This is a genomic window from Erwinia sp. (assembly GCF_031978025.1).
Taxonomy (GTDB): Bacteria; Pseudomonadota; Gammaproteobacteria; order Enterobacterales; family Enterobacteriaceae; genus Erwinia.
In genome coordinates this window covers 1-6,502 of sequence record NZ_DALZCD010000250.1, presented here as the reverse complement: position 1 = coordinate 6,502, position 6,502 = coordinate 1, and the positions used below count along the sequence as shown (strand labels likewise).

The window sequence follows — 6,502 nt, the reverse complement described above, 5'->3', positions numbered from 1 at the left end:
CCTACCGGAACTTCCAGGATACGACCGGTACATTTAACCTTCATGCCTTCGGCGAGGTCAGCGTACGGGCCCATCACTACGGCACCTACGGAGTCACGCTCCAGGTTCAGTGCGATAGCGAAGCGGTTGCCCGGCAGCGCGATCATCTCACCCTGCATAACATCGGCCAGGCCGTTTACGCGGATGATGCCGTCGCTGACGGAAACGATAGTACCTTCATTGTGAGCTTCGCTCACGACATTGAACTGAGCAATGCGCTGCTTGATCAGTTCGCTGATTTCGGTGGAATTCAGTTGCATATGCTCCAGTCCCCTTAAGACTGCAAGTCGTCTGCAAGGCGCTCAAGACGGCCGCGTACGCTGCCATCAATGACCATATCACCCGCACGGATGATTACACCTGCCATTACAGACTTATCAATTTTGCAATTCAGCTTAACTTTGCGTGACAGACGTTTTTCCATAGCGGCGCTGATTTTGGTCAGCTGTTCGTCACTCAGTGTAGTGGATGAGATCACCTCAACGTCCGCGGTCGCATCATATGCGGCACGTAGCTGGATAAACTGAGCCAGTACATCGGGAAGCGCTGGTAAACGTTTGTTCTCAGCCATGACCTTAATCAGGTTCTGGCCGGCTTCATCGAGTTGATCACCACAGATAGCGATGAACCGTGCAGACAACGCTTCCGGCGCTAATGCGCCGGAAAGGAGTTCTGCCACTTGTTCATTGCTGGCTACTTCGGTAGCGAACGCCAGCATCTGCTGCCAGCGATCGACATTCTGATGCTCAACAGCAAAGTCAAAAGCTGCTTTGGCGTAGGGGCGAGCTACAGTAGTAAATTCAGACATCAGCCCCTTCCTCCTTACAGTTCAGCGACCAGTTTATCAACGATGTCGCTGTTAGCAGCTTCATCCACGGAACGTTCAATGATTTTCTCGGCGCCGGCGATAGCCAGCATCGCGACCTGCTTACGCAACTCTTCACGTGCACGTTTGCGTTCGGCATCAACTTCAGCCTGCGCCTGAGTGACGATCTTGTTACGTTCCTGCTCAGCTTCGGCTTTCGCCTCGTCCAGGATCTGCGAACGGCGTTTGTTAGCCTGCTCGATGATAACCTGAGCTTCTTCTTTCGCTTTTTTCAGCTGGTCAGTCGCATCAGCCTGCGCCAGATCTAAATCTTTCCTGGCACGTTCTGCGGAAGCAAGGCCGTCAGCAACTTCTTTCTGGCGCTTTTCGATAGCAGCCATCAGCGGCGGCCATACGTACTTCATGCAGAAAACTACAAACAGGATGAACGCGATGGCCTGGCCGAGGATTGTTGCGTTTAAGTTCACTGCACAATGCCTCTTGTTAAGTTAACTTTTTTCTCCGGTCTGACGACCGGCAGAAGCCGTTCATCGTCGAACTTGCGTTCAACGATGAACATCAGGGTTACGATGCGACAGCGAACATCACATACAGACCCAGACCAACAGCGATCATTGGGATTGCATCCACCAGACCCATTACAACAAAGAACTGCGTACGCAGCAGAGGAATCAGATCCGGTTGGCGCGCGGCGCCTTCCAGGAATTTACCTCCGAGGATGCCGATACCGATCGCAGCACCGATTGCCGCTAAGCCCATCATCACAGCGGCAGCCATGTACAGCAGATCCATATTCAGGTTTTCCATGACAGTCTCCAGTTTGTTTCAGTTAAAACGCAGTAGTGTTGATAAAAAAATCAGTGTTCTTCAGATGCCATCGACAGATAGACAATCGTCAGTACCATGAAAATGAAAGCCTGTAACGAAATGATCAGTATGTGGAAAATGGCCCATGGCACACTCAGAACCCACTGTGACCACCACGGCAACAGGCCGGCAATCAGGATAAAAATCAATTCACCCGCATACATGTTGCCGAACAGTCGTAGACCGAGAGAAACCGGTTTGGACAGCAGGCTCACGCCTTCAAGGATCAGGTTGATCGGAATGAAGACAGGGTGATTGAAAGGTTGCAATGTCAGCTCTTTAGTAAAGCCCCCAATGCCTTTCATCTTGATGCTGTAGAACAGAATCAAAATAAATACGCCCAGCGCCATAGACAGCGTGATGTTCACGTCGGCTGAAGGCACAACACGCAACGCTGGCAGACCCAGATACCGCTCGCCGATAGTCGGCAGCAGATCGATAGGCAGCAGGTCCATGAAGTTCATCAGGAAGACCCAGACGAAAATCGTCAGAGCCAGCGGTGCGATGACTTTACTTTTACCGTGGTACATGTCGCGGACGTTGTTGTCGACAAAGCCAACAACCAGTTCAATCGCCGCCTGCAGTTTTCCCGGAACGCCGCTGGTGGCTGATTTCGCAACTTTGCGAAACAGCACCAGGAATACCAGTCCCAGCACCACAGAGAAAAACATGGAGTCAATATTTAATACCCAGAACGACGGTGCGTCGTGCGGATTCACTAGCTCGAAGGTACGCAGGTCCAGCTGAAGGTTCTTCAGGTGGTGACCTATGTATTCCTGCGGCGTAGAGATTTCTCCTGCAGCCATGATGCCTCTTACCCTTTGTTGTTAATTACAGCCGGTGCGACGATTTGCACAATCAGCACCGATAACCAGGTCAGTCCGAGCGGCGTAAATGCCGCCCCAAACACCGCCAGCGCCACGACAAGCAGAAGAATGGTTGCCAGAACCTTCAGCACTTCACCCAGAGCGAAGCTCCAGGCCACACGTCCTTTAACCGGGTCTCCTGCCTGATGACGCCAGGCAAAAATCATAAACAATACGTTCGGCAGCCAGGCCGCCAGTCCACCCGCAAGTGCGGACAGGCCCCAGGTCAATTCCTTCAGGGCGAACAGCGCGCCGATTATGACAAAAATCACCAGCTGAAGAAGCAGCACGGTTCGGGCAAATTTCACTCTGTAAAGGGACACTGACATGACGCTGAAACTCTCCTGCCCCGTCGGGGTATGTCGCGTGTCGTATAAAACTGCCTTTGCCGCTTTGAGTCAAGCAGCAAAAAACGAGCAAATTATACGGTGCGCCCCTGCGATTTCAATGGATAAGTAGCGAAATGGTGAACAATTATTTAAATTTCTTTCGCGGGGCCGCTTTTTCAAAACTGTCAGGAATGGCTGACAGGCGGAAAATGCATACGCTAAAGGCAAAATATTGCTCATAAAGCGTGCGGAAGATCACAATTTAGTAATATTTTATCCGCATTCCGGTAAGGAATATTCTTAATATCGCCAAAGAAAATATAATTATATCAATAACATTCAACCACTTACTATTTTTTAGCGTAAAATCAACCTGCAAGCCTGATTAAAAGTGTTAATTGACAGACATTGCAGTCGAAATTTCAGGTGATTCCCACATATCAGCAAAATAAATATCATCACATTATTTTTCGCATCAGGCGGAAAAAGGCAGATATCGCCCTCTCGAGGTAATATCCTTGATAACACTTTGTGAAATTAACGTTAAATGTAACCAGGTGTGTACGATAATTTCCATCCGTCATTTTAACCTTACTGAAACATTTCCGGCGGGAAAAAATTTATCGCCTGCCGCCCGAAAGGCTAAATTTTCATCCGGATTTTTGACGTTTCGCGCTGCTCGCGGCTGTTTCTCCCCTCCCCTACCGCACAGACTTAACTAAAATCATGTGTGGTGAGGCCATTATTTTCAGCCGCTTTGCTGATTATTCAGGCGATGATACGGTAAAAATAGCGCTTTTTCAGCGTTATTTTTAGCTAAATCATGTTCAATCAGCGCGGGCTGCTGCCTGTTTTGTCGGCTTAATGACCACCACATGACGCTCACCTTCCAGCTCAGGGACAACAAGTTTTACCGTTTGATGATGAGCAAAACCTGTCGGCAGCGCATCAATTTCATCCTGCGGGACTACGCCTTTCAGCGCGTAAAAAGCGCCTTGATCGCCGGGAAGATGATGACACCAGTTCAGCATATCGTTCAGCGAGGCGAAAGCGCGGCTGATGACGCCATCAAAAGGCGGCTCGGCCGGAAACACCTCTACCCTGCTCTGTACAGGATCGATATTTTCCAGCTTCAGTTCGTGCTGTACCTGCTTAAGAAAGCGTATACGCTTGCCCAGGCTGTCCAGCAGCGTGAAATGTGCTTCCGGGCGAACAATAGCAAGCGGGACGCCTGGCAGGCCCGGCCCGGTGCCCACGTCGATAAAGCGATTTCCTTCAAGGTGAGGCTCAACCACGATGCTGTCCATGATATGCCTTACCAGCATCTGCTGTGGATCGCGCACCGAGGTCAGGTTATAAGCCTTGTTCCATTTGTGCAGCAGCTCAACGTAACCCGTCAGCTGCTCTTTTTGTCGATCGGTCAGGGAAATATTGGCAGCTTTAAGCAGCGCGGAGAGTTTATTAATCACGATAACATCCAAATCAGTTAAAGGGGCGACAATGGCCGCCCCGCGAAGCATCAGGCGCTTTTGCGCAGCAGGCCCTGCTTTTTCAGGTAAATGAGAAGAATAGAAATAGCCGCAGGCGTGATCCCCGAAATACGCGAAGCCTGACCAATCGATCCAGGTTTGTGATCGTTTAGCTTGGCGATAGCTTCGTTAGAGAGACCGCTGACCTGACGGTAGTCTAATTCTACCGGCAGCAACGTGTTCTCGTTGCGCAGCTGGCGGTCAATCTCTTCCTGCTGGCGAGCGATATAACCTTCGTATTTCACCTGAATCTCAACCTGCTCGGCAGCCTGAGCATCGCTCAGAGCCGGTGCGAAGGTGCTTAACGTCATCAGCTGTTGATAAGTCATCTCTGGACGACGCAACAGATCTTCGCCGTTAGCTTCCTTAGTCAGCGCAGCGCTCAACACGCCGTTCACTTCATTCACGGTTTCTGATTTAGGATGAACCCAGATATCGCGCAGACGCTGGCGTTCCTGCTCAATACTCTCCAGCTTCTCGTTAAAGCGTGCCCAACGTGCATCGTCTACCAGACCCAGTTCGCGCCCTTCGGTGGTCAGACGCAAATCGGCGTTGTCTTCACGCAGCATCAGACGGTATTCCGCCCTGGAGGTGAACATACGGTAAGGCTCTTTGGTACCCAGCGTGCAAAGGTCATCAACCAGTACACCCAGATAAGCCTGATCGCGCCGTGGTGCCCAGGTCTCTTTGTCTGCAGAGAGACGGCCCGCATTCAAACCGGCCAGCAAGCCCTGTGCGGCAGCTTCTTCATAGCCCGTGGTGCCATTGATCTGACCGGCAAAGAACAGGCCCTGAATAAATTTACTTTCCAGCGTAGGTTTCAGATCGCGGGGATCGAAGAAATCGTATTCGATAGCATAGCCCGGGCGAACGATCTTCGCGTTTTCCATGCCCTGCATGGAGTGGACGATCTGCATCTGTACATCAAATGGCAAGCTGGTGGAAATACCATTCGGATAGATCTCGTTGCTGGTCAGCCCTTCCGGTTCCAGGAAAATTTGGTGAGCGTTACGATCGGCAAAACGCATGACCTTGTCTTCGATTGAAGGACAGTAACGCGGTCCAACGCCTTCGATGACGCCAGCGTACATCGGGCTACGATCCAGATTGCTGCGGATAACGTCGTGTGTTTTCTCATTGGTATAGGTGATGTAGCAAGGTACCTGCTGAGGATGCTGCGCGACGTTACCCATGAACGAGAAGACCGGCAGTGGCGTATCACCATGCTGTGGGGCCAGGACGCTGAAATCAATAGTACGGGCGTCGATGCGCGGTGGCGTGCCGGTTTTCAGTCGACCCACGCGTAACGGCAACTCACGCAAACGACGAGCCAGCGGGATCGAAGGCGGATCGCCAGCACGGCCGCCGCTGTAGTTGTCGAGGCCGATATGGATCTTGCCATCCAGGAAGGTGCCTACGGTCAGCACAACCGCTTTGGCGCGGAATTTCAGCCCCATTTGGGTCACTGCACCTACCACGCGATCGTTTTCCACAATCAGATCGTCAACCGCCTGCTGGAAGATCATCAGGTTCGGCTGGTTTTCCAGCGCGGTGCGTACGGCCTGCCGATAGAGCACGCGATCGGCCTGAGCACGGGTAGCCCGAACGGCAGGCCCTTTGCTCGCGTTTAGTATCCTGAACTGGATACCCGCCTGGTCAATTGCGTGTGCCATCAGGCCACCCAGCGCGTCCACTTCTTTAACCAGATGTCCTTTTCCGATGCCACCGATCGCCGGATTACAAGACATTTGTCCAAGCGTATCAATGTTATGCGTTAAAAGCAGGGTTTGCTGACCCATCCGGGCTGCCGCCATAGCGGCTTCCGTGCCCGCATGACCACCACCGATCACGATGACGTCAAAAGGATCTGGATAAAACATGGTACTGAACCTCGCGGTTGTGCGATTTAAAAGAGTGGGGGTTGCCCGGGGCGTGAATTCTACTCAACTTTGGCCGAAGGTGAAAGCGCAGGGCCAGACACGTATTAAAAAGAAGATCTTTTTTTATCTAGAGATCTCTTTACTAGTTCTTCTATTAGGATCGACG

7 protein-coding genes and 1 pseudogene are annotated in these 6,502 nt (G+C 51.5%); all 8 read right to left on the bottom strand.

The annotated features are described in order from the left end of the window. Positions 1-299: pseudogene (locus RTK32_RS17270) on the bottom strand (F0F1 ATP synthase subunit alpha); the annotation flags it as partial. Positions 300-313: 14 nt separating this feature from the next. Further along, complete coding sequence (gene atpH, locus RTK32_RS17265; RefSeq protein ID WP_125289173.1) at positions 314-847, bottom strand: F0F1 ATP synthase subunit delta; 534 nt, start codon at positions 845-847, stop codon at positions 314-316. Between the two features lie 14 nt (positions 848-861). Further along, a complete protein-coding gene (atpF, locus tag RTK32_RS17260) occupies positions 862-1,332 on the bottom strand; it encodes a F0F1 ATP synthase subunit B (RefSeq protein WP_312046132.1) in 471 nt (156 codons plus the stop codon). Positions 1,333-1,429: 97 nt separating this feature from the next. Next, positions 1,430-1,672 carry a F0F1 ATP synthase subunit C gene (gene atpE / locus RTK32_RS17255; RefSeq protein ID WP_312046130.1) on the bottom strand — a complete coding sequence of 81 codons (243 nt, stop codon included), beginning with the start codon at positions 1,670-1,672 and terminating at the stop codon, positions 1,430-1,432. Positions 1,673-1,722: 50 nt separating this feature from the next. Further along, complete coding sequence (gene atpB / locus RTK32_RS17250) at positions 1,723-2,538, bottom strand: F0F1 ATP synthase subunit A (RefSeq protein ID WP_312046128.1); 816 nt, start codon at positions 2,536-2,538, stop codon at positions 1,723-1,725. 8 nt (positions 2,539-2,546) lie between these two features. Next, complete coding sequence (gene atpI / locus RTK32_RS17245; protein ID WP_125289170.1) at positions 2,547-2,927, bottom strand: F0F1 ATP synthase subunit I; 381 nt, start codon at positions 2,925-2,927, stop codon at positions 2,547-2,549. Positions 2,928-3,754: 827 nt separating this feature from the next. Continuing rightward, positions 3,755-4,396 (bottom strand): 16S rRNA (guanine(527)-N(7))-methyltransferase RsmG, encoded by a 642-nt coding sequence (gene rsmG, locus RTK32_RS17240; RefSeq protein ID WP_312046126.1) that lies wholly within the window; start codon positions 4,394-4,396, stop codon positions 3,755-3,757. A 50-nt stretch (positions 4,397-4,446) separates the two neighbouring features. After that, entirely contained in the window at positions 4,447-6,336 is a 1,890-nt protein-coding gene (gene mnmG / locus RTK32_RS17235; RefSeq protein WP_312046125.1) for a tRNA uridine-5-carboxymethylaminomethyl(34) synthesis enzyme MnmG, read from the bottom strand. Between the last annotated feature and the right edge of the window lie 166 nt (positions 6,337-6,502).

Bases quoted from the DNA above. Each gene is read 5' to 3' on its own strand.
- atpI (WP_125289170.1), bottom strand. From the start codon at position 2,927: ATGTCAGTGTCCCTTTACAGAGTGAAATTTGCCCGAACCGTGCTGCTT.
- mnmG (WP_312046125.1), bottom strand. From the start codon at position 6,336: ATGTTTTATCCAGATCCTTTTGACGTCATCGTGATCGGTGGTGGTCAT.
- atpB (WP_312046128.1), bottom strand. From the start codon at position 2,538: ATGGCTGCAGGAGAAATCTCTACGCCGCAGGAATACATAGGTCACCAC.
- atpH (WP_125289173.1), bottom strand. From the start codon at position 847: ATGTCTGAATTTACTACTGTAGCTCGCCCCTACGCCAAAGCAGCTTTT.
- atpE (WP_312046130.1), bottom strand. From the start codon at position 1,672: ATGGAAAACCTGAATATGGATCTGCTGTACATGGCTGCCGCTGTGATG.